The sequence below is a fragment of the Nocardia goodfellowii genome (assembly GCF_017875645.1).
Taxonomy (GTDB): Bacteria; Actinomycetota; Actinomycetes; order Mycobacteriales; family Mycobacteriaceae; genus Nocardia; species Nocardia goodfellowii.
Genome location: NZ_JAGGMR010000001.1, coordinates 7,565,453 through 7,587,632, shown reverse-complemented (window position 1 = coordinate 7,587,632; position 22,180 = coordinate 7,565,453). Strand labels below are relative to the sequence as shown.

Sequence of the window (22,180 nt, the reverse complement as noted above, 5' to 3'; positions counted from 1 at the left end):
CGGGCCCGGGATCACCCGGGCTGACAGGTGGGGCACCAGAAGAGGTTTCGCGCGTCCATGACAGCGTGCAGGACCGGCGTCCCGCACAACCGGCACGGCTCGCCCTGCCTGCGGTAGACGTAGGTGCGCGGCCGGTTGGGCGCGTAGGAGGGTGCGCCGTAGTCGTGTTCGGGACGGACGACGACCATCTTGCCGACCCGCACGCCGACCTTCATCAGCGCGACCAGGTCGGTCCACATGGCCTGCCACTCTTCGGCATTCATCGAGGTGCCGGGCCGGTGCGGTGAGATGCCATGCCGGAACAGCAGTTCGGCCCGGTAGACATTGCCGACTCCGGCGAGCACCCGCTGATCCATCAGCAACGCGCCGATGGGCCTGCGGGACCGATGGATTCGCTGCCAGGCCCGGTCGGGGTCGGCGCCACGGCGGAGCGGGTCGGGACCGAGCCGCTCGGTCAGCGCGGTCACCTCCGCCTCGGTGTACAGCTCGCACGCGGTCGGCCCGCGCAGATCGGTGCCCTGCGCGGCTCCGACCATCCGCATCCGGACCTGCCCCACGGGTTCACCCATCGGCACGGCCGTTTCGGTGAACGCGCCGTACAGCCCGAGATGCACGTGCACGATCAGCCCGGATTCGTAGCGGTGCAGCAGATGCTTTCCCCACGCCTCGGCCTTGACGAGCACCTGCCCGTCGACCCGCGCCGCGCCGGTCGCGAATTTGCCCTGCGGGCTCGACACCCGGACCACGTCACCGCCGAACGCCTTCTGATGCGCCCGAGCCAGGCGATGCAGCGTATGTCCCTCGGGCACAACCGTTCCTCTCGAAGCTGACAACGAAAATGGGACATGACAGCGGCGGCGCGCTTTCAGTCATGTCCCACTCGGTAGAACTGTGCTCAGTAGGCGGGCACCGCGGGGGCCGCACCGGTCTTCTCGTAGTCGGCGAGGATGTCGATGCGGCGCTGATGGCGCTCTTCGTCGGACCATTCGGCCGCCAGGAACGCGTCGACGATGGCGAGCGCCTCCTCGGTGGAGTGCATGCGGCCACCGACGCCGATCAGTTGCGCGTTGTTGTGCTGACGGGCCAGCTGGGCGGTTTCGACACTCCAGGCAAGCGCGCAGCGAGCGCCGGGCACCTTGTTGGCGGCGATCTGCTCGCCGTTGCCGCTGCCGCCGAACACCAGGCCCAGGCTGCCCGGGTCGGCGACGGTGCGCCGCGCCGCCTCGATGCAGAAGGCGGGGTAGTCGTCGAGGGCGTCGTATTCGAGGGCGCCACAGTCGACAACCTCGTGACCCGACTGCTCCAGATGGGCCTTGACGTGATTCTTCAGTTCGAAACCGGCATGGTCGGCACCCAGGTATACGCGCATGGCAGCGATTCTGTCAGGCCGGTCAGCGGCGTCCGCGACAGGGGACTGCCTCGCAAAGCGGGTCCGGACCACAGCTCGCGGAACGGTACGGTCGAAATATGCAGTCGCAGGATCCACCGTCGAATCCGGAACCGTATGCCCAGGAAGGCGCACGCGAACCGGTCGGCGGGCCGACGGCCTACGGCCCTTATCCGACAGGCGGCTACCCCGCGCCGTACGGCTACGGCCCGCCGCCGACGCCGCCGCAGCACCTGCCGCGCGGTCTGTCGCCCTATGGCATGCCCGCCCGGCACAGCTGGGAGATCGGACTACTGGTCGTCGTGGTGCTGATCTCGGCGCTGATCTTCCTGGCCGCCGTGCTGGTCACCTTGACCGGCACGATCTACGACTACGCCCTCTTCCTGCTGGCGGCTCCGCTGCTGGTGTGGTTCGGCCGCGGCACCCTCTATGCCCGATTGCGGGTCAACGGCGTGAAGATGTCGCCGACTCAGTTCCCCGAGGGTTATCAGATGGTGGTCGAGGCGGCCGCCCGCTTCGGGATGCCGACGGTGCCCGACGCCTATGTCGTGCTCGGCAACGGCCAGATCAACGCGTTCGCCTCCGGTCACGGCTTCCGGCGGTTCGTCGCCGTCCACAGCGACCTGTTCGAAATCGGCGGCGCGGCACGCGAACCCGACGCGCTCGCGTTCATCATCGGTCACGAGGTCGGGCACATCGCGGCCGGGCACGCATCGTACTGGCGAATGCTCGGTATGTATCTGGCGCCGTTCCTGCCGATCCTGGGCCCGGCGCTGCTGCGCGCGCAGGAATACACCGCCGACAACCACGGCGTCTGCTTCCGCTATTCGGGCACGCCCGCCGCGATGGGCACGCTCGCGGCGGGCAAATACCTCAATACATTGGTCGCCTATGACGAAATGGCCAATCGGGCCGGGGTCGAGAAGGGCTTCTTCGTCTGGGTGTACAACGCCATGTCCAGCCATCCGGTGCTGACCTGGCGGATGTGGGCGCTACGCGACCGCAACCGGCACGGCAAGCTCTTCATGCGACCGGAGACGCCACCGCCGGTGGGTGCCGCGACACCGTACGGCCAGGTTCCGGCGCAACCGCCGAAACCTGTGCCGTAGCGACCTCAGTCGAAGACCGGCTCTTCGGTGCGGGTGCGCTTCAGTTCGAAGAAGTGCGGGTAGGACGCGAGCGCCACCACGCCGTCCCACACCTTGCCGGCGTCCTCGCCGCGCGGGATCCGTGACAGCACCGGTCCGAAGAACGCGACACCGTTGACATGGATGGTCGGCGTGCCGACATCCTTGCCGACCTTGTCCATTCCGGCGTGGTGGCTCGCGCGCAGTGCGGCGTCGTAGTCGGTGCTCGTGGCGGCTCGGGCCAGCTCGGCGGGCAGGCCGACCTCGGCCAGCGCGTCGGTGATGATCACCGACAGGGTTTCCGCGGTGGTGGCGCGTTCGTAGTCGGCCCGGCGGTCGTGGATGCGGGTGCCCAGCGCGGTGTAGAGCGGCGCCAGGATCTTGTCGCCGTGCTCCTGCGCGGCGGCGATGGCGACCCGGACCGGGCCCCAGCCGCTGGCCATCAGTTCCCGGTACTGCTCGGGCAGGTCCGCGCGGTCCTCGTTGAGGACCGACAGGCTCATCACGTGGAAGTGGGCCTCGATATCGCGGACCTTCTCGACCTCCAGGATCCAGCGCGAGGTGATCCAGCACCACGGGCACAGCGGGTCGAACCAGAAGTCGGCGACATTCTTCTCGGCCGTATCGGTCACGGGTCTGTCCTCTCGATCGGGGGTTCGGCAGCCGCGACCACGCGCGACAAGGCCGTTACCGGACATAAACCACGGGACCCCCCGATTCGTTCCCCGGATCGCCGGTTTCGCGGGTTCGCCGCCAGTAGGGTTGGGCCTGGAGTCCCGGTTCACCCACGGCAAGGAGTCCGCCATGACCTCGGAACGTCATTTCGTCATCGTGGGCGGTGGCCTGGCCGCCGCCAAGCTGGCGGAAGCATTGCGCGCCAACGACTTCGAGGGTCAGGTCACGCTGATCGGCGCCGAGGAGCATCTGCCCTACGAGCGACCACCGCTGTCCAAGGATCATCTGTTCGGGAAGAAGAATTTCGACGACTTCGTCGCCGCGCCGGGGCAGTGGTATCGCGATCATCGCATCGAGGTCCGGCTCGGCACCGCGGTGCGAGCGATCGACCGCGCCGCGAAAACCGTGACGCTGCCCGATGATTCGACGCTCGCCTACGACAAGCTGGCGCTGGCCACCGGCTCCGCGCCGCGCCGCCTCGAGCTGCCCGGCGCGGACGGGCCCAACGTCCATCAGCTGCGCACCATCGAGGACTCCGACACGCTGCTGAAGCTGTTCAGCGGCACCCCGAAGATCGGGCGGCTGGCCATTATCGGCGCGGGCTGGATCGGCCTGGAAGTCGCCGCCGCGGCCCGGTCGGCCGGGGTGGAGGTGACCATCGTGGAGTCCGCGAAGCTACCGCTGCTCGGTGCGCTCGGGCCCGAGATGGGGGAGTTCTTCGCCAAGCTGCACCGGGACAACGGTGTCGACCTGCGATTGGACACCGAAGTGGCCGGAATCGACGCCTCCGGCCTCCGGCTCGCGGACGGAGGCGCCGTCGCCGCCGACGCGGTGCTCGTCGCCGTCGGCGCGACCCCGAATATCGAGCTGGCCCGAGAGGCGGGCCTCGACGTCGACAACGGCGTGCTCGTCGACGCGGGCCTGACCACCAGTGATCCCGACATCGTCGCCGTCGGGGATATCGCGGCCCACGACCATCCCCGCCTGCGTCGCCGAATCCGGGTGGAGCACTGGGCGACCGCGCTGAACCAGCCTGCCGTCGCGGCCGTCACCATGCTCGGCAAGCCCGCCGAATACGACCGGCTGCCCTACTTTTTCACCGATCAGTACGACGTCGGTATGGAGTACACCGGTTACGCGTCGCCGGGGGAGTACCAGCGTGTGGTGGTGCGCGGTGATCAGGCCGCGCGCGAGTTCGTCGCCTTCTGGCTCGATCCGCAGGACCGGGTACTGGCGGGCATGAACGTCAACGTCTGGGATGTGACCGATCGGATCAAGGAGCTCATCACCACCGGGGCTCCGGTCGACCTCACTCGCCTCGCCGATACTTCTGTCGACTTGTGATCTGGGTCACTTTGTAGAAAATGGGTCGAGAGCGGCGCGATGGCTCCGACCTACCTTCGAGAGCGCCGGACGGGCGCACCGAACGGCAAGGAGCCGAACCATGAAGTACATGCTGCTCAAGACCTACCGCGAAACCGCCTACTGCCACACCCCGATCGGCGAGTGGGCGCCCGAGGACATCGTCGCGCACATCGAATTCCAGCGTGCGCTCGGCGAGGAGCTGGCCAAGTCCGGTGAGCTCGTCGATGCCCAGGGGCTGGCCGGGCCGGAGGAGGCGCGCATCGTCTGCTCCGACGGACGTTCGGCGCCGGTGGTCACCGACGGGCCCTTTCCGGAAACCAAGGAATTCCTGGCCGGATACTGGCTGGTGGACGTAGACAGCCCGGAGCGGGCGCTGGAGATCGCGGCGCGGGCTTCGGCCGGTCCCGGTCCCGGTGGCAAGCCGGTCGGTGAGTACATCGAGGTGCGCGCGCTGATGAGCGCTCCGGCGAACAGCCACTAGCGCACCGTGCCGAAAGCTCTCTCCAGAACCGCCGAGGACCTACTGCGCGAACTGGCGCCGCAGGTCCTCGGCACGCTGGTGCGCCGCTTCGGCGATTTCGACAGCGCCGAGGACGCGGTGCAGGAGGCGCTGCTGGCCGCGGCGACGCAGTGGCCCGAGGATGGTCTGCCGGACAATCCGCGCGGTTGGCTGATTCAGGTCGCGCAGCGCCGGATGACCGATGTCGTCCGTGCCGAGGTGGCCCGGCGGCGCAGGGAGACAACGGTTTTCGATCGCGAGGTGGTCGACGCGGAGGCCGTGGACCGGGATGACACGCTCGCCATGTATTTTCTGTGCTGTCATCCGGCGCTGTCGGACGCCGCCGCCATCGCCCTGACGTTGCGCGCGGTCGGCGGCCTCACCACCGGTGAGATCGCCAGCGCCTTCCTGCTTCCGGAAGCGACCATGGCGCAACGGATTACCCGCGCCAAGAAGAAGCTGTCCACGGTGGACCGTCCGTTCGCCCGACCCGGCGACGCCGAATGGCGCAGCCGGCTCGGTCCGGTCCTGCACGTGCTGTACCTGATCTTCACCGAGGGGCACACCACGACCGCCGGCGCCGAACTCCAGCGCACCGATCTGTCGGGCGAAGCCATCCGCCTGACCCGCTCGATCCACGCGTTGCTGCCCGAGGACGCCGAGGTCACCGGGCTGCTCGCACTCATGCTGCTCACCGATGCCCGCCGCGCGGCTCGCACCGGTGCGCACGGTCAACTGATCCCGCTCGCCGAGCAGGACCGTGGCGTGTGGGACCGCAGGTTGATCGCGGAGGGTGTGCGACTCACGACAAGCACGCTCGCGCAAGGGCTTTCGGGCCCGTATCAAATCCAGGCCGCGATCGCCGCTGTGCACGCCAAGGCATTGCGCGCCGAGGAGACCGACTGGAAGCAGATCCTGGCGTTGTACAACATTTTCGAACGCCTGGCCCCGAATCCGATGGTGACGCTGAACCGTGCGGTCGCCCTGGCCATGGTCGAGGGTCCCTCCGCCGGACTGGCTTTGGCGGACACGCTCGAAGACCAGCTCTCCGGCAACCACCGCCTCGCCGCCGTGCGCGGGCATCTGCGGGAAATGGCGGGCGAGCATGCCGCGGCGATCACCGCGTACCTGTCGGCGGCCGCCCGCACCACCAGTACTCCCGAACGGGACTACCTCACCCTGCGCGCCGCGCACTTGCGCGCCGCCGGAACTCCCAGCTGAGCGGCCCTCGGCCGGTACGTCATATTTCGTTCACGCCCACGGCCGTGAACGAATACAACCGCCGCCCTGTGTGATTGGATTTTGCTACCACCGCCTGGGTTAATCCGTGCCGTAATCGCGCCCGCTGATAGGCTGCCGGGGCTCGATGACAGTGGTGCAGGCCTAGATCGAGGGGGCAGACCTGGTGCGATCGGACGAGGGGCGCGGGTTGCTCGACGCGGCCGCGAGCGGCGGGTTCCGGATGCCGGCGGATGCCGCGCGACGGCTCGGGGCAGCCTGTGACGCGCTGGTGGCAGAACTACGGCAAGCGCGCGCGGAGTGCGCGGAAATTATTGAGGTGCAAGGCTTTCCGGAGCTACCCTCCGGCCACGCATTGGCCCGGGGGTTCGGGGGCAAGGGGAACGAGTACCGCGCGACGCTCGCCGGTCTCGAAGCGGCTGCACTGCGCCTGCGAGCCGGGTATTCGACCGCCGGGCAGCTGCTGGAGCAGGCCGATGTCGCCTCTCGCGCGGCGCTGCGAGCGGTGGACGAGCAACTGGAGGGCACACGATGACCGACAACGGTCCGGGTGCGGCGGGGACCGATCCGGCTTATGTTCCCGATCGTGAATCCTTCGACGCCTACACCCACCAGGAGATCTGGGACCTGGTGCACGAGGCGCTGGACCCGGTCGCACTCGGTCGCACGGCCGATGGCTGGCGAACGGCGGCGCAGACTCTGGCCGAGTCGTTCGAGACCTTCGCGGCCGCGGTGCGCCGCGAATTCGGGGAGTGGGAGGGTCGAGCCGCCACCGCGGCGCGGGAGTCAACCGAGGCGTTCGTCCGGGCCGGTACCGACGCCCAGCAGGTCTGCGCCGAGGTGCAACGACTGATGGAAGCGAACGCCGCGGCCGCGCAGAAAGTGCGCGACGCCATTCCGAAACTGCCGGAACCCTATGTGCCGCACCCTGATCCCGTCGTGGAGGTGGTCGAGGGCGGGCCGCGGAAGATGGCGCATGACATCGCCGCGGCCGACGCGCTCGCCGACGCGCAGGACGCGCTCACGTTCCTGTACAACTCGACGCTGGTGGCCTCGGGTGACGCGGTGCCCGCCTTCGGCCCAGGCGGAAGAGAGTGCGCTCCGTGAGATGGGAATTCAGCCCGGACGAGTTCACCTACGTGTGGTCGGTGGAGACCGGCCTGGATCGCCGGCCGTACCCGATCAACATGGCGCATCGCGGCACGGTGCGTAGCGAAAACGACTGGGACAAACTGAAACTCGCGGAGCGCTTCGCACGCAACGCCGATCCGGATCTGACCGGCGCGCTCACCCTGTGCGCCCGCTCCGACGCCACCACCATCACGGTCTCCGGTGACCGCTTCACCCCCGACGGGCAATCCGAGGAGACCATCCTCGCGTTCGGCGCCACCCACCTGGTGTGGGGGACGGTGCTGATCGCGGGCCCGTGCGATGTCACGGTCATCGCCTGTCACGCCCGCAATGTCCCCCACCACCTGGTAACGGCCATCGGCACCGCGCCCTCGGGCCGGCTGGCCGCCATGCGCGAACCGCGGGAAGCCGTCCTCTACGACGACCCGAATCACTGGCAGCACACCGAAACCGCGCGTCGCGCCGCCACATTGCGGCACACTCTGCACCGTCCGATCGACGCGCGCGGTTTCATCACCGTCACCGTCGCGCCCGAGGATCCGATGTCCCCGCCCACGCGCCACCGCACGTGGCTCGACTTCACCGGTGACGGCCGCTATCTCCTCACCACCAGCACCGATCTCACGCTGGCTCCGGTCACCGATCAGACCCTGGCCACCCAGCTCAAGCGCCTCGCGGCGATCGGCTGACGCTCAGACCGGGACCGCTTCGGTGGCCAGGAACTCCGTCAGGTAGTCCGCTGCCTTGCGGTCGAATTCCTCGTAGTAGGCGATCCGCTCGGCCCCCGTGACGGCGTCACCGATGGACAGATTGCCCTCGGCGTCGAGGCGCTGCGGACGTTCCTCGGCATCCGGCAGCAGTCCGACGCGGGAGTGGGCGAAACCGCAGTAGTAGGCGATGCCGGCGCTGAGATGGGCCTCCATGGTCGCTTGCATGTCGGGCAGGAAGGCGTCGTCCCCGGCGATGCCCGCGAGTCCGAGCCACAACATGCGCTTGCCCGCCAGACGCGGTTTGCTGCGGCCGTAGGCGAACCCGTAATTCCAGACCCGATCGATCCAGCCCTTCATGATGGCGGGCACGCTCTGCCAGTAGACCGGGAAGACCGCGACCACGATGTCGGCGTCCAGGATCCGCCGCATATGTGCCTGCGCCTCGGCGGAATACGGCTTCTCGCGGTTGCCGAACTCGGGCTGGTCTTCGAGGTTCATGCGCGGGTCGAAGCCCTCGGCATGCAGATCCATATAGTCGACGCGAAAGCCGGCCGCCTCCAGCCGCTGCGTGGTGCGGCGGGCCGTGTGCGCGGTGAGCGAATCGGTGCGATGGTGGGCGACGACGACGAGTGCGGTGCGGTTCTGCACGATGTCTCCTGATCTACTGAGTCGTTCTCTCGAGGTGCGAGGTTTCCAGTAGACCGCCGATCAAGTAGACGATCCATAGGAGAAACGCTCCGATGGATAGGAGTTCGTCTACGATCGTGGCATGGATCCGGTGAGTGCACTTCTGAACGGCATCCGCGCCGAAGGTTCGGTGGTCAGCAACGCGCGCCTGGAGGCGCCCTGGACCATTCGTTTCGCCGAGCGCGCCCCGCTGACCATGATCTCCGTGCTGCGCGGCGGCGGGACGCTGGTCTTGGCCGACGGCACCCGGACGCGCGTCGGCAAGGGCGACACCGCGGTGGTCCGCGCGACCGAACCCTTCGCTCTGGTCGACGATCCCGATGCGCAGAATCGCCCGCTGTGCGAGTACGAGATAGCCTGCTTCGCACCGGATCCCGATAAGTCGGCCGACGAACTCAGTGGAATCTGCTGGAGCGAAGGCGATTCCGAAACGGCTCTCATCGTCGGGGCGTACCGTGCCGCGGGCCGCCGGCACGAGCGGCTGCTGCGCGCCCTGCCACCGGCGCTGGTGGTCCAGGAGGATGTCGATACCTGCGAGTGGCTGGAGAAGGCCGCGATCGATTCCGCCACCCACGTCGCGGGGTCCCAAGCGCTCATGGACCGCCTGCTCGACTGGGCCCTGGTCTGCACCCTGCGCACCTGGTTCGACCGGGCCGGCGCCGCCGCGCCCAGCTGGTACCGCGGTCTGGCCGACCCGGTGCTCGCGCCGGCCCTGAACGCCATGCACGGCAATCCCGCTCGGCCGTGGTCGGTGGCAACCCTGGCCGCCGAGGCGGGCGTCTCCCGGGCCTTGTTCGCCAAACGCTTCACCGACCTGATGGGCCGGCCGCCCCTGTCCTACCTGACCGACTACCGCATGGACGAAGCCGAAGAACTTCTCGCCACCACCGACCTCACCGTCGCCCAGGTGGCGAAGTCCGTCGGCTACGCTGACCCATTCGGGTTCAGCGCGGCCTTCAAACGCTATCGGGGCATGAGCCCCACCGCGTTCCGCGCCGCCGCGTAGGCCGCGGCGGTCGCGCGGTCACAAGCGCGGGTCGACCGGCTCGGACTCCAGCGCGAGCACCGCGAAGACGGCCTCGTGGACGCGCCAGAGCGGTTCGCCCGCGACGAAGCGGTCCAGGGATTCCAAACCCAGGGCGTACTCGCGCAAGGCCATCGAGCGTTTGCGGCCCAGTCCACGGTTACGGAGCCGGGCCAGATTGGCGTCGTGGAGATACTCCGGGCCATAGATGATCCGGAGGTATTCCTGGCCACGGCATTTCACGCCCGGCTGGACGAGCCGGCCGACGTGTGCTGCCTCGCGCGAAGCGGAAGCCCCATCGTCGGTGCCCGATTCGACGGTCGCCGCCGCGCCGGACTTCTTGCCCGGAGCGCCGCGAACGAGCGACTCGACCGGTTTGACGACCATGCCTTCGCCACCGGCCTCGGTCAGCTCCGTCCACCATGCCGTGGCGGCGCGTTCGCCGTCGGGCTGGGTCAGGTCGACGATCACTCGACCGGTGGCGGTGAACAGTTCGCTGTCCGCGGCGACCAAGCGGTCGATCCGGCTCAGGTGCCAATCGTGGTCGCGCGTGGCGTAATTGGCGCCTTCGGCCGCCAGGATCTGGAACGGGGCGAGGCGGATGCCGTCGAGGCCGTCGACCGGCCAGCAGTAGCGGCCGTAGGCGGTGCTGAAGGCCTTCGCGTCGGTGTGGCGGGCGGCGGTGCGAGCCGCGAGATCGGCGACGTCGAGGCCGCGTTCCGCCGCCGCGGCGAGAATCGAGGACGCTGTGCCGAGCGAAGCGCGGGCTGCCGCCCCCACTGCCGCGTACTGGCTGCGCAGCAGGCCGATGGCCTTGGCCGACCACGGCATCAGTTCGGTATCCAAGATCAGCCAGTCGGTGTTCAATTCCTCGAACAGGCCCGCTGATTCGGCGGCGTCGCGCACCCGGGCGAGCAGCGCTTCGGACTGCGCGATGTCGTCGAAGAACGGACGTCCGGTGCGGGTGTAGAGCACACCGGTCCGGCCGTCCTCGACGCCGAAGCGGGCCCGGGCCGCCTCGGCCGAGCGGGTGAGCACGACGATGGCGCGCGAGCCCATGTGCTTCTCCTCGCACAGCACGCGATCGACGCCCTCGGAGCGGTAATAGGCGAACGCCTCGGCCGGGTGTTCGAGGTAGCCCGCCAGTGTCGAGGTCGCGCAGGGTGACATGGTCGGCGGCAGGTAGACCAGCCAGCGTGGATCCAGGGCGAAGCGGCTCATGACTTCCAGTGCGGCGCCGGCGTTCTCCTCCTGGACCCCGACCCGGCCGTGGTGCCGGGTTTCGACGACACGGCGGCCGACGACGTCGTCGAGGTCGAGGACGCCCGGGTCGCGGTGCACCACCCCCGCCGGGGTGGCGATGGTGGTGGCCTCCAGCGGACGCACCGGGGCGTACCAAACCTGCTCCGCCGGAACGGAAACCGGCTCGCGCTCCGGGTAGCGCAGAGCGGAGAGCCGCCCGCCGAAGACCACGCCGGTGTCCAGGCACAGGGTGTTGTTGACCCAGTGCAGTTCGGCCATCGGAGTGTGACCGTAGAGGACGGTGGCGCGGCCGCGATAGTCCGCGGCCCACGGGTAGCGCACCGGTAGGCCGAATTCGTCTGTCTCACCGGTGGTTTCGCCATACATGCAGAAAGACCGGACTCGGCCGGAGGCGCGGCCGTGGTATTCCTCCTTCAGACCCGCGTGCGCGACGACGAGATTGCCGCCGTCGAGGACGTAATGGCTGATCAGGCCGCGGCAGAAGTCGAGCACCGACTTACGGAAGTCCTCGTCCTCGGCATCGAGCTGGGCCAGGGATTCGGCCAGGCCGTGGGCTGGATTGACCTTCTTGCCGCTGAGCGCGCGGACCAGCTTGTACTCGTGATTGCCGGTGACGCACAGGGCGGTCCCCGCGGCGACCATGCCCATCACCAAACGCAGGACGCCCGGGGTGTCCGGGCCGCGATCGACCAGGTCACCGACGAATACGGCGGTGCGTCCGGCCGGGTGCCGGGCGTTGACGGCGCGGCCCGACTCGTCGCGTTCCACTTCGTAGCCGAGGACACCCAGCAGGGTTTCCAGCTCCGCGCGGCAGCCGTGCACGTCACCGATGACATCGAACGGCCCGGTGAGTTCGCGCTTGTCGTTCCACGCCTTCTCGTCGGCGATGGTCGCCGCATCGATCTCCTCGACGCCCCGCAGCACGTAGACCTTGCGGAAGCCCTCCCGCTCCAGACCGCGCAGACCGCGCCGGAGCTCGCGCTGCTGCCGGGTCACGACGTGTGCGCCGAGGTGGGCGCGATCCGGGCGGGCCGAATTACGGTCGAGGCACACCGAATCGGGCACATCGAGCACGATCGCCACCGGCAGCACATCGTGCGCCCGAGCGACCGCGACCAGTTCCTGCCGGGCCTTCGGCTGCACATTGGTGGCATCGACGACGGTGCGCAGCCCGCGCCGCAACCGCACACCCGCGATGTGGTGCAGCAGCGCGAACGCTTCCGGGGTCGCCGACTGATCGTTCTCGTCGTCGCTGACGATGCCGCGGCAGGCGTCCGACGACACGATCGCGGTGGCGCGGAAGTGCTTGCGCGCGAAGGTGGACTTGCCCGAACCGGTACTACCGATGAGCACGACGAGCGAAAGCTCCGGGATGCCCAGGGGAATGGCCGAAGTCATCACGCGGCTCCTTTCTCGTCGTTGTGCGTCGGCTTGGTGAAAACCGCCATTTGGGTGGGCGGTCCGAATTCCGGGTCGGGAGTGCCGATCGGGACGTAGCGCACGGCATAGCCGTAGCGTGCCGCGACACCCGCGGCCCAGGCGGCGAATTCCGCACGGGTCCATTCGAATCGGTGATCGTCGTGCCGGAATTCGCCCGGCGCGAGGCCCTCGAATCGGACGTTGATCTCCGCGTTCGGCGTGGTGACCAGCACGGAAGCCGGGGCGGCGGAACCGAATACGGCATGCTCGAGCGCGCCGAGCCGTGGTGGATCGACGTGCTCGATCACCTCCATCAGCACCGCGGCGTCATAGCCGCGCAGGCGTTCGTCGGTGTAGGTGAGCGCACCCTGAAGCAACGTCAGCCGTTGCGCCGTCCGCTCCGGCATGCGGTCCAGCCGCAAGCGCCGTTTGGCGATATTGAGCGCGCGCATGGACACGTCGACGCCGACGATCTCGGTGAACATATTGTCCGACAACAGCTCTCGCAGAAGTACACCCTCACCGCAGCCGAGGTCGAGCACGCGGCGCGCCCCTTCTTCGCCTAGTGCGGCCCGTACCGCCGCCCGCCGCGCCACGGCCAACGACGGCGTGCGCGCCTCGGTTTCGGTTGACGCGAGATTCTCCGTTTCGCGCGTGGCGGCGTGCGCGTCCTGCTGCGCCGTCTCGGCATCGCCGGTGTCCTCCACCGCGTCCAACTGCTCCGGATCGACGTCGTCCAGCTCCGCCAGCCGGGCCAGCGCGGTCCGCACCAGCGACTGCCGTCGCGCCAGGTACCGGCGGGTGATCCACGCCCGCTCCGGGTGCTCGGCGAGCCAGCCGGACGCCGTGCGGATCAACTTGTCGACCTCGTCGGCGGCCAGCCAGTAGTGCTTGGCCCCGTCCAACACCGGCAGCAGTACGTACAGATGCGACAACGCGTCCGCGAGCCGCATGGTCCCGGTGAGTTCCAGTCGCAGGTAATGGGATTCGCCCCACTCCGGGAAAACCGGATCCAACGGCAGGGCAGTGGCGGTAACCGCCCAGCCGAGCGGTGCGAACACCTTCCGCGCGGCTTCGGGCCCACCCTTGCACGGCACCGCCGGCAATTCGACTCGCAGCGGCAGCGCCGCCTGCGCCAACTCCGGTCGCAGCTCACACCGGCCGCGCAGCGCTGTCCGGAACACCGACCCGAGCGCCACCGACAGCAGCGACGACGCCGCGTACGGCCGATCGTTCACATACTGGCCGAGACTGAAATCCGGCGTATTGCGAGAACGCCCGCGCACCAATCCAATCGGATCTACCTCGAGCAGCAGCGCCACGGTGCAGCGCTGCTCGCTCGCCTCCGGATACAGCACGTGCGCGGTCCCGTAGGACTGCTCGAACGCCTGCACCCGGCTGGGGTTCTTGTGCAGCAAGAACCCCAGATCGGACGCGGGCCAGGCCGCGCCTTCCGGCGGTGTACAGGTGATCGTCAAGAGCATGCAGCGATCGTCGCTCACCTGTGCGAACGTCGCAAGGGAGTTTCCGCAGGTAACTCAGCGACTGGGGTCGGGCCACCGCCAATTCGCGACGACCGGGATGTCCTCGCCGTGCTCACGGGTCCAGGTCCGGGCGTTCCAGCGCGCGTCCACCATCTCCTGCCGGAGCCCGGCCGCCTTCTCCCGCAAGCCGGGTACCCGGTCGATCACATCGATCACCAGGTGATAGCGGTCCATGTCGTTGAGCATCACCATGTCGAAAGGCGTTGTGGTGGTGCCCTTCTCCTTGTAGCCGCGGACATGGATCTCGGCGTGGTTGGTGCGCTTGTAGGTGAGCCGGTGAATCAGCCACGGATATCCGTGGAAGGCGAAGATCACCGGCCGATCCCGGGTGAACAGCGTGTCGAATTCTCGATCCGGCAGGCCGTGCGGATGATCCTGCTCGGGCAGCAACCGCATCAGGTCGACCACGTTCAGCACTCGAATGCGCAAATCCCGCATACGGTCTCGGAGAATGGCGGCGGCGGCGAGCGTCTCCAGCGTCGGCACGTCACCCGCGCAGGCGAGCACCACATCGGGGGTGCTGCCGAGGGTGTCGTTGTGCCCCGCCCAATCCCAGATTCCGGCGCCGCGCGCGCAGTGCACGGCGGCGTCGGACACCGAAAGCCAGTCCGGCTGCGGCTGTTTCCCGGCCACCACCACATTCACGTAATGCTTGGACCGCAGACAGTGGTCGTACACCGACAGCAACGTATTGGCGTCCGGCGGCAGATACACCCGCACGATCTCCGGCTTCTTGTTCAGCACGACATCGAGGAAACCGGGGTCCTGGTGGGTGAACCCGTTGTGGTCCTGCCGCCAGACATGCGAGGAGAGCAGGTAGTTCAAGCTCGCGATGGGCCGCCGCCAAGGCACCTGCGCGCTGGCGTCCAGCCACTTGGCGTGCTGGTTGAACATGGCGTCGATGATGTGGATGAACGCCTCGTAGCAGGTGAATACCCCGTGCCGCCCGGTGAGCAGATAGCCCTCCAGCAGCCCCTGGCACATGTGCTCGGAGAGCACCTCGATCACCCGGCCGGTGCGGTCCAATTTCGTATCGTAGGTGCCGATTTCGGCCTGCCAGTCCCGTCCGGTGACCTCCAGGATGTCCTGGAGGCGATTGCTCGCCAGCTCGTCCGGCGCGAAGGTGAGGAAGTTGTCCGGGTTGGCGGCGGTGACATCGCGCAGCCACGCGCCGAGCACCCGCGTCGCCTCGTGCTGGCCGGCGCCGGGCGCGTCGACCGGCACCCCGTAGTCCCGCCAGTCCGGCAGCCGGAGATCGCGAACCAGCATGCCGCCGTTGGCAACCGGATTGGCGCTCATCCGGCGGTCGCCGTCGGGCACCAGGTCGACCAACTCCGAGACCGGCCGCCCGGCCCCGTCGAACAGCTCCTCCGGGCGATAGGACCGCAGCCACTGCTCGAGCACCTGGCGATGGGTGTCGTCGGTCCGGGCGGCGGGCAGTGGCACCTGATGCGCGCGGTAGGTGCCCTCGACCTGATCGCCGTCCACCTTGGGCGGGCAGGTCCAGCCCTTCGGCGTGCGCAATACGATCATCGGCCAGCTCGGCCGTTCCCCGTCGGTGCCGCCACGGGCGGCGCGCTGGATCTGCCCGATCCGTTCCATGCAGGTGTCGACCGCGGTCGCCATCTCCTGATGCACGGCCGCGGGGTCACTGCCCGCGACGATCAGCGGGTCGTAGCCGTACCCGCGCAGCAGCGAGACCAGCTCTTCCTCCGGGATGCGCGCCAAGATGGTCGGATTGGCGATCTTGTACTCGTTCAGCGCGAGTACCGGCAGCACCGCGCCGTCGCGAGCGGGATTGAGGAACTTGTTGGCATGCCAGCTGGCGGCCAGCGGGCCGGTCTCGGCCTCGCCGTCGCCGACCACGCAGAAGACCGTCAGATCCGGGTTGTCCAGCGCCGCGCCATAGGCGTGCAGCAGCGAATAGCCGAGCTCGCCGCCCTCGTGGAAGGAGCCCGGGGTTTCCGGCGCGCAATGGCTCGGCACCCCACCCGGGAACGAGAACTGCGCGAACAGCGCGCCCATCCCGGCCCCGTCCCGCGGAATGTGGCTGTACAGCTCGGAATAGGTGCCCTCCAGCCAGGCGCACGCGTTCGGGCCGGGCCCGCCGTGCCCCGGGCCCGCGACGAACGCCACGTTCAACCCGCGCTGCCGGATCGCCCGATTGGCGTGCACCCAGACCAGATTCAAGCCGGGCACCGTGCCGAAATGCCCCAGCAGCCGCGGTTTGATGTGCTCGGCCGCGAGCGGTTCGCGCAGCAGTGGATTGCTCATCAGATAGATCTGGCCGACCGCCAGATAATTCGCGGCGCGCCACCAGGCATCGACCGAAGTCAGTTCGTCGCGATCGAGCGGGCCGGGTGCGTCGGTCAATCGATACGGGCTGGGCGCGACCGTCTCTCCACCCTTACTGCCGACATTATCGGCCGAGGTATCACCCCCGGCGCTCGCCATGTGGGTCATTTCGGACTCCTCACGCTCGGTGTTGTCCAGCCGTCTTGCGTGCAGTACCCATTTTGCGTGAGGTATGGCCGCACCGAGGCCGGATGGCCGGCCCACCGGCCGGTGCAATAGGGTCCGCCGCATGCGAACACTCGGCAGGATCATCGGAATCGCCGCCGTCGCCGCGGCCGCACTCGCGTCGACCGCATGCGGCGGCGACGACAAGGACTCGGCCGACTCGGCCGCATCGGCGACCTCGACGACCGCCGCGCAGGCCACCTTCGGCACGACCCCCGCGCAGAACACCGGCGCGGAGTGCACCGCCGACGACATCCAGGTGGTCGGCGGCTTCGGCGCGGCGCCGAAGATCACCATCCCGGACACCTGTACCGCGCCGAGCAAGCTCGTCGTCAAGGACCTGGTCGCGGGCAGTGGACCCGGCGCGGCCGCGGGTCAGGCGCTGACCATGAACTACTCGCTCATCACCTGGTCCGACAAGCAGAAGCTGGACAGTTCCTTCGATCGCGGCAAGCCGTTCCCGCTCACGCTGGGCGCGGGCCAGGTCATCCAGGGCTGGGATCAGGGCCTGACCGGCGTGCAGCAGGGCGCGCGCCGATTGCTGATCGTGCCGCCGGACCTCGGCTACGGCGCGGGCGGCAACGGCGTCAATCCGAACGAGACGCTGGTCTTCGTGACCGACGCGGTCAAGATCGGCAAGTAGCACCCGCGGCACCGACCGCCGGGGGTGGAAATACACCCTCGGCGGCGTTCAACTAACCTGGTCGGGATGCGCACACCGCCTCGTCGACCAGGCGAGCGGGTCCCTTCCACCATCGGGGCCGGGCTTCGGCGTGCGCACGCACAGGTTTTTAGAGCTACCGCAACGATCACCGAACCGAACAACGAACAAGGAGCATGTCCGTGAAGAGCACCGTCGAGCAGCTGAGCCCGACCCGGGTCCGGATCAATGTCGAGGTGCCCTTCGAGGAGCTGAAGCCCGACTTCGACAAGGCCTACAAGGCGCTGGCCCAGCAGGTTCGTATCCCCGGCTTCCGTCCCGGCAAGGCCCCGGCCAAGCTGATCGAGACTCGCGTCGGCCGCGGCGCCGTGCTGGAGCAGGTCGTCAACGACGTGCTGCCCGGCCGCTACAGCGAGGCCGTCCAGGCCGCCGACGTGAAGGTCATCGGCCAGCCGGAGATCGAGATCACCAAGATCGAAGACGGCCAGGAGCTCGCCTTCACCGCCGAGGTCGACGTGCGCCCGGAGATCACCCTCCCGGCCTACGACGACATCGAGGTCACCGTCGACGCGTTCACCATCGAGGATGCCGACATCGACGAGCAGCTGCAGTCGCTGCGGCAGCGCTTCGGCACCCTGAACGCGGTCGAGCGCCCGGTCCAGGACGGCGATTTCATCTCCATCGACCTGTCCGCCACCGTGGACGGCGAAGAGGTACCCGACGCCTCCACCACCGGCCTGTCCCACGAGGTCGGCTCCGGTCAGCTCATCGAGGGCCTGGACGAGGCCGTGATCGGTCTCTCCGCCGGTGAGTCCGCCGAGTTCACCTCCAAGCTGGTGGCCGGCGAGCACGCGGGCAAGGATGCCGTCATCAAGGTCAGCGTGCAGTCGGTCAAGGAGCGCGAGCTGCCCGAGGCAGACGACGAATTCGCCCAGCTGGCTTCGGAATTCGACACCCTCGAAGAGCTGAAAGACGATCTGAAGGGCCGCGTCGAGCGGGTCAAGAAGGTCACCCAGGCGGGCGAGATCCGCGACAAGGTGCTCGAGACCCTGCTGGAGAAGGTCGACGTGCCGTTGCCCGAGGCCGTGGTCAAGGCCGAGATCGAGGCCGTCGAGCACGACGCGGTGCACAGCTTCGACCATGACGAGGCCAAGCTGGCCGAGGCGCTGGAAGAGCAGGGCTCCTCCCTCGAGGAGTTCAAGAAGGACACCAAGGAATCGGCCGAGAAGTCGGTGAAGACCCAGCTGCTGCTGGACGCCATCGCCGAGGCCGAGGGCACCCAGGTCGGCCAGGAGGAGCTCACCGAGCGCATCCTGTTCCAGTCTCAGCGCTACGGCCTGTCGCCGGAGCAGTTCATCCAGCAGGTGCAGCAGGCGGGCCAGCTCGGCGCGATCTTCGCCGATGTGCGCCGCGGCAAGGCCCTCGCCGGTGTGGTCGGTCAGGTCAAGGTCACCGACTCCAACGGCGACACGGTCGACACCGCCGAGATGTTCGGTGCCCCGGACGATGCGGCCGCCGACGAGGCGGAAGTCAGCGCCGCTGCCGAATAAATCGGCAAAGGCCCAGCGCAGCTCCATTCTGATTGCGCTCTCAGCGAAGAAGGGGCGGTACCGGATTTCGGTGCCGCCCCGCTTCGTTAGTGTTTGTGACAGCGAACGCTGTGTAGGTTTTCCGACATGCAAGCCGGTGCGAAGAGAAGGCAGGTATCCGTGACAAACAACCAGGCAGGGGTCGTCATGACAGCCGCGACTGCTGGTCTCAACCTCAGTGATTCGGTGTACGAGCGCCTGCTGCGTGAGCGCATCATCTTCCTGGGGACGCAGGTCGACGACGATATCGCCAACAAGCTGTGCGCTCAGATCCTGCTGCTCTCGGCGGAGGATCCCACCAAGGACATCTCGCTCTACATCAACTCGCCCGGTGGCTCGGTCACCGCGGGTATGGCCATCTACGACACCATGCAGTTCGCCGAGTGCGACATCAAGACCGTGGGCATGGGTCTGGCCGCGTCGATGGGGCAGTTCCTGCTCACGGCGGGCACCAAGGGCAAGCGGTTCGCGCTGCCGCACGCGCGGATCATGATGCACCAGCCCTCCGCCGGTATCGGTGGCTCGGCCGCCGACATCGCGATCATGGCCGAGCAGTTCGCGCACACCAAGCGGGAGCTCAACGAGCTCCAGGCGCTGCACACCGGCAAGTCGGTCGAGCAGGTCACCGCCGACGCCGACCGCGATCGCTGGTTCACCGCCAAGCAGGCGCTGGAGTACGGCTTCATCGACCACGTGGTCAGCCACGCGAACCAGGCCGGCGGCGCGGGCAACTGAGCCGCAGCGAAAACCGCTCACCCACAGACACTTTGGAGACGAAGATGGCCCTGATCGACCCGCGCGCCGGCCTGTCCGGCATCGCACCGGCGAGCCCCCAGGCGCGCTACATCCTGCCTTCGTTCATCGAGCACTCGAGCTTCGGTGTGAAGGAGTCCAACCCGTACAACAAGCTGTTCGAGGAGCGCATCATCTTCCTCGGCGTGCAGGTGGACGACGCCTCGGCCAACGACGTCATGGCGCAGCTGCTGGTGCTGGAGTCGCTGGATCCCGACCGTGACATCACCATGTACATCAACTCGCCGGGTGGCTCGTTCACCTCGTTGATGGCGATCTACGACACCATGCAGTACGTGCGCGCCGATGTCGCGACCGTCTGCCTGGGCCAGGCCGCTTCCGCCGCCGCCGTGCTGCTGGCCGCCGGCACCCCCGGCAAGCGTGCCTGCCTGCCCAACGCCCGCGTGCTCATCCACCAGCCCTCGCTGGAGGGCGGCATCCAGGGGCAGGTGTCGGACCTGGAGATCCAGGCGGCCGAGATCGAGCGCATGCGGCGCCTGATGGAGACCACCCTGGCGCGCCACACCGGCAAGGACGCGGACACCATCCGTAAGGACACCGACCGCGACAAGATCCTCACCGCGCACGACGCCAAGGAATACGGCATCGTCGACACGGTGTTCGACTACCGCAAGCTGAGCGCGCAGAAATAAACGCTCGGAAGTTGCTGTTGGTCAGATGAATTCGGCCGGGCAGGGCGCCTCGCGGCAGACTGCCCGGCCGGTTTGCGTCAGCGGATCCACTCGTGGCGGAGGGTGGATCGGCGATTCCGGGCTCAGGGTGCGGTGAATCCGCCCTCGTAGCGCGGAACGTGTTACAAAGCAGTGAGAACTCGCACATCCCGGGGCGAGAAACATGCTCGAGTTGTCGACCTCCATCGCACTCACCGGGTACGGTCGAGCTAGGGACCTTTGCTCCCGGTTGACAGCAGGGCTCGACCCGCGGGAAATGCTCGAAGTGTTCGTGATTACACGCGAGTGTGGCGGATAGCTGGCAACCTGGACAGACGGTTGCACGCGGACAAGGAAGTAGGGACCCACGAGATGGCGCGCATCGGAGATGGCGGCGATCTGCTGAAGTGCTCGTTCTGCGGAAAGAGCCAGAAGCAGGTCAAGAAGCTCATTGCGGGACCAGGGGTGTACATCTGCGACGAGTGCATCGACCTGTGCAACGAGATCATCGAGGAAGAGCTGGCCGAGTCGAGCGAGGTCAAACTCGATGAGTTGCCCAAGCCGGCCGAGATCCGGGATTTCCTGGAGAACTACGTCATCGGCCAGGACACCGCCAAGCGCACCCTCGCCGTGGCTGTCTACAACCATTACAAGCGCATCCAGGCCGGCGACAAGAGCCGGGACAGCCGCGGCGAGATGGTCGAGCTGGCCAAGTCGAACATCCTGATGCTCGGCCCCACCGGCTGCGGTAAGACCTATCTCGCGCAGACGCTGGCCAAGATGCTGAACGTCCCGTTCGCCATCGCCGACGCCACCGCGCTCACCGAGGCGGGCTACGTCGGCGAGGATGTCGAGAACATCCTGCTCAAGCTGATTCAGGCCGCCGACTACGACGTCAAGCGCGCCGAGACGGGCATCATCTACATCGACGAGGTCGACAAGATCGCCCGCAAGAGCGAGAACCCCTCGATCACCCGGGATGTCTCCGGCGAAGGCGTGCAGCAGGCACTGCTGAAGATCCTGGAGGGCACCCAGGCCTCGGTGCCGCCGCAGGGCGGACGCAAGCACCCGCACCAGGAGTTCATCCAGATCGACACCACCAACGTGCTGTTCATCGTGGCGGGCGCGTTCGCGGGCCTGGAGAAGATCGTCTCCGAGCGCACCGGCCATCGGGGCATCGGCTTCGGTTCCGAGGTGCGTTCCAAGGCGGACATCGACACGATCGACCACTTCGCCGAGGTGATGCCGGAAGATCTGATCAAGTTCGGCTTGATCCCCGAGTTCATCGGCCGTCTGCCGGTCGTCGCCTCGGTGACCAACCTGGACAAGGAATCGCTGGTCAAGATCCTCTCCGAGCCGAAGAACGCGCTCGTGAAGCAGTACATCCGCCTGTTCGAAATGGACGGTGTGGACCTGGAATTCACCCAGGACGCGCTGGAGGCGGTCGCCGATCAGGCCATCCTGCGCGGCACCGGCGCGCGCGGTCTGCGTGCGATCATGGAGGAAGTCCTGCTGCCGGTGATGTACGACATCCCCAGTCGCGACGACGTCGCCAAGGTGGTCGTGAACGCCGACACCGTCACCGAGAACGTGTTGCCGACCATCGTGCCGCGTAAGGCGCAGCGCACCGAGCGTCGCGAGAAGTCGGCCTAGCATTCCCAGCAACCGGCCCGGCCCGGTGCCATCGAGGTGGCACCGGGATTTCGCGGAGTCAGAGCAGCCGGTGCGGGCTGAGACAGTCGCAACAAATTCGTGATCTCCAGGTGTACAGACCTGTCTGTTGGGGTACACCTGAATAAGGGTTGAGCAGCCAGCCCAGTCGTGAGCCACATTGCTCGCGACGAAACACTCACGCCGGCAACGGTTTCAGGTTGCCG

20 protein-coding genes are annotated in these 22,180 nt (G+C 67.8%); 13 read left to right on the top strand and 7 right to left on the bottom strand.

Annotation, left to right across the window (positions count from 1 at the left end; all coding sequences use genetic code 11):
- Positions 1-11 precede the first annotated feature (11 nt).
- Both BJ987_RS35145 and BJ987_RS35140 read right to left on the bottom strand, forming a co-directional pair.
- The gene (locus tag BJ987_RS35145; RefSeq protein ID WP_209897333.1) at positions 12-809 is read right to left on the bottom strand and encodes an Fpg/Nei family DNA glycosylase; all 798 of its coding nucleotides are present in this window, start codon (positions 807-809) and stop codon (positions 12-14) included.
- Between the two features lie 86 nt (positions 810-895).
- Positions 896-1,369 carry a ribose-5-phosphate isomerase gene (locus BJ987_RS35140; RefSeq protein WP_209897332.1) on the bottom strand — a complete coding sequence of 158 codons (474 nt, stop codon included), beginning with the start codon at positions 1,367-1,369 and terminating at the stop codon, positions 896-898.
- Between the two features lie 278 nt (positions 1,370-1,647).
- On the opposite strand from BJ987_RS35140, the gene BJ987_RS35135 reads away from it, so the two are divergent.
- Positions 1,648-2,496: a M48 family metallopeptidase gene (locus BJ987_RS35135; protein WP_209899628.1), complete on the top strand. Its 849-nt coding sequence runs from the start codon at positions 1,648-1,650 to the stop codon at positions 2,494-2,496.
- A 5-nt stretch (positions 2,497-2,501) separates the two neighbouring features.
- Here BJ987_RS35135 and BJ987_RS35130 read toward each other — a convergent pair whose 3' ends face one another.
- Positions 2,502-3,146, bottom strand: a complete 645-nt coding sequence (locus BJ987_RS35130) for a mycothiol-dependent nitroreductase Rv2466c family protein (protein ID WP_307869851.1) — start codon at positions 3,144-3,146, stop codon at positions 2,502-2,504.
- Positions 3,147-3,318: 172 nt separating this feature from the next.
- Here BJ987_RS35130 and BJ987_RS35125 point away from each other — a divergent pair, with 172 nt between their 5' ends.
- From BJ987_RS35125 to BJ987_RS35100, 6 genes are all read left to right on the top strand, one after another.
- The gene (locus BJ987_RS35125) at positions 3,319-4,533 is read left to right on the top strand and encodes an NAD(P)/FAD-dependent oxidoreductase (protein ID WP_209897330.1); all 1,215 of its coding nucleotides are present in this window, start codon (positions 3,319-3,321) and stop codon (positions 4,531-4,533) included.
- Positions 4,534-4,633: 100 nt separating this feature from the next.
- Complete coding sequence (locus tag BJ987_RS35120) at positions 4,634-5,035, top strand: YciI family protein (protein WP_209897329.1); 402 nt, start codon at positions 4,634-4,636, stop codon at positions 5,033-5,035.
- A 6-nt stretch (positions 5,036-5,041) separates the two neighbouring features.
- Complete coding sequence (locus BJ987_RS35115) at positions 5,042-6,274, top strand: RNA polymerase sigma factor (RefSeq protein WP_209897328.1); 1,233 nt, start codon at positions 5,042-5,044, stop codon at positions 6,272-6,274.
- 184 nt (positions 6,275-6,458) lie between these two features.
- Positions 6,459-6,827 (top strand): hypothetical protein, encoded by a 369-nt coding sequence (locus BJ987_RS35110; RefSeq protein ID WP_209897327.1) that lies wholly within the window; start codon positions 6,459-6,461, stop codon positions 6,825-6,827.
- Positions 6,824-7,399: a WXG100 family type VII secretion target gene (locus BJ987_RS35105; protein ID WP_209897326.1), complete on the top strand. Its 576-nt coding sequence runs from the start codon at positions 6,824-6,826 to the stop codon at positions 7,397-7,399. The genes BJ987_RS35110 and BJ987_RS35105 overlap by 4 nt, the downstream gene beginning before the upstream one ends.
- The gene (locus BJ987_RS35100; RefSeq protein ID WP_209897325.1) at positions 7,396-8,112 is read left to right on the top strand and encodes an ESX secretion-associated protein EspG; all 717 of its coding nucleotides are present in this window, start codon (positions 7,396-7,398) and stop codon (positions 8,110-8,112) included. The genes BJ987_RS35105 and BJ987_RS35100 overlap by 4 nt, the downstream gene beginning before the upstream one ends.
- A gap of 3 nt (positions 8,113-8,115) precedes the next feature.
- On the opposite strand, the gene BJ987_RS35095 is transcribed toward BJ987_RS35100, so the two are convergent.
- A complete protein-coding gene (locus BJ987_RS35095) occupies positions 8,116-8,781 on the bottom strand; it encodes an NAD(P)H oxidoreductase (RefSeq protein WP_307869850.1) in 666 nt (221 codons plus the stop codon).
- Between the two features lie 121 nt (positions 8,782-8,902).
- On the opposite strand from BJ987_RS35095, the gene BJ987_RS35090 reads away from it, so the two are divergent.
- On the top strand, positions 8,903-9,826 hold the full coding sequence (locus BJ987_RS35090; protein WP_209897324.1) for an AraC family transcriptional regulator: 924 nt from the start codon (positions 8,903-8,905) through the stop codon (positions 9,824-9,826).
- Positions 9,827-9,844: 18 nt separating this feature from the next.
- Here the strand turns inward: BJ987_RS35090 and BJ987_RS35085 are convergent, their stop codons facing one another.
- Genes BJ987_RS35085 through BJ987_RS35075 form a run of 3 tightly spaced genes read right to left on the bottom strand, consistent with a single transcriptional unit; the run spans position 9,845 to position 16,533 of the window.
- Positions 9,845-12,505, bottom strand: a complete 2,661-nt coding sequence (locus BJ987_RS35085) for a polynucleotide kinase-phosphatase (RefSeq protein WP_209897323.1) — start codon at positions 12,503-12,505, stop codon at positions 9,845-9,847.
- Positions 12,505-14,010: a 3' terminal RNA ribose 2'-O-methyltransferase Hen1 gene (locus BJ987_RS35080; RefSeq protein ID WP_209897322.1), complete on the bottom strand. Its 1,506-nt coding sequence runs from the start codon at positions 14,008-14,010 to the stop codon at positions 12,505-12,507. The genes BJ987_RS35085 and BJ987_RS35080 overlap by 1 nt, the downstream gene beginning before the upstream one ends.
- Before the next feature lie 54 nt (positions 14,011-14,064).
- Positions 14,065-16,533 carry a phosphoketolase family protein gene (locus BJ987_RS35075; RefSeq protein ID WP_209897321.1) on the bottom strand — a complete coding sequence of 823 codons (2,469 nt, stop codon included), beginning with the start codon at positions 16,531-16,533 and terminating at the stop codon, positions 14,065-14,067.
- Positions 16,534-16,654: 121 nt separating this feature from the next.
- On the opposite strand from BJ987_RS35075, the gene BJ987_RS35070 reads away from it, so the two are divergent.
- From BJ987_RS35070 to clpX, 5 genes are all read left to right on the top strand, one after another.
- Positions 16,655-17,233, top strand: a complete 579-nt coding sequence (locus BJ987_RS35070; protein WP_209897320.1) for an FKBP-type peptidyl-prolyl cis-trans isomerase — start codon at positions 16,655-16,657, stop codon at positions 17,231-17,233.
- A gap of 200 nt (positions 17,234-17,433) precedes the next feature.
- The gene (gene tig, locus BJ987_RS35065) at positions 17,434-18,801 is read left to right on the top strand and encodes a trigger factor (protein WP_209897319.1); all 1,368 of its coding nucleotides are present in this window, start codon (positions 17,434-17,436) and stop codon (positions 18,799-18,801) included.
- A 186-nt stretch (positions 18,802-18,987) separates the two neighbouring features.
- A complete protein-coding gene (locus BJ987_RS35060) occupies positions 18,988-19,575 on the top strand; it encodes an ATP-dependent Clp protease proteolytic subunit (RefSeq protein ID WP_209897318.1) in 588 nt (195 codons plus the stop codon).
- A 44-nt stretch (positions 19,576-19,619) separates the two neighbouring features.
- Entirely contained in the window at positions 19,620-20,285 is a 666-nt protein-coding gene (locus BJ987_RS35055) for an ATP-dependent Clp protease proteolytic subunit (RefSeq protein ID WP_209897317.1), read from the top strand.
- Between the two features lie 390 nt (positions 20,286-20,675).
- Positions 20,676-21,956, top strand: coding sequence for an ATP-dependent Clp protease ATP-binding subunit ClpX (clpX, locus tag BJ987_RS35050; protein ID WP_209897316.1), 1,281 nt, complete (start codon positions 20,676-20,678; stop codon positions 21,954-21,956).
- The last annotated feature ends 224 nt before the right edge of the window (positions 21,957-22,180 follow it).